Here is a 512-nt window from a genome sequence, read left to right as displayed (position 1 = left end):
GCGTGATCGTGCCGGTCTTGTCGAGCAGGAGCACGTCGACGTCGCCCGCCGCTTCCACCGCGCGGCCCGAGGTCGCGATCACGTTGGCGACCATCATCCGGCTCATGCCCGCCACGCCGATCGCCGAGAGCAGGCCGCCGATCGTGGTCGGGATCAGGCACACGAGCAGCGCGATCAGCGCGGTGATCGAGACGACCTCGCCCGGCATCTTCAGCGCGTGCGCTGCGTCGACGGAGAACATGGAGAACGGCAGCAGCGTCGCGGTGGCGAGCAGGAGCACGATCGTGAGCGCGACGAGCAGAATGGTCAGCGCGATCTCGTTGGGGGTCTTCTGGCGCTTCGCGCCTTCCACCATCGCGATCATGCGGTCGAGGAACGCCTCGCCCGGATTGGCCGTCACCCGCACGACGATCCAGTCGGAGAGCACGCGCGTGCCGCCTGTCACCGACGAAAAGTCGCCGCCCGACTCGCGGATCACCGGCGCCGATTCGCCGGTGATCGCGGATTCGTCG

At 68.6% G+C, this 512-nt stretch carries 1 protein-coding gene; it reads right to left on the bottom strand.

The window, feature by feature from the left end; genetic code table 11:
* Positions 1-512: P-type ATPase actuator domain-containing protein (locus BG61_RS38890; RefSeq protein WP_035943844.1), on the bottom strand; the 512-nt coding region annotated here is incomplete at both ends.

The organism is Caballeronia glathei (assembly GCF_000698595.1).
GTDB lineage: Bacteria > Pseudomonadota > Gammaproteobacteria > Burkholderiales > Burkholderiaceae > Caballeronia > Caballeronia glathei.
Note: the sequence above shows the minus strand (reverse complement) of the source record. Positions and strands in the feature narration are given on the sequence as shown.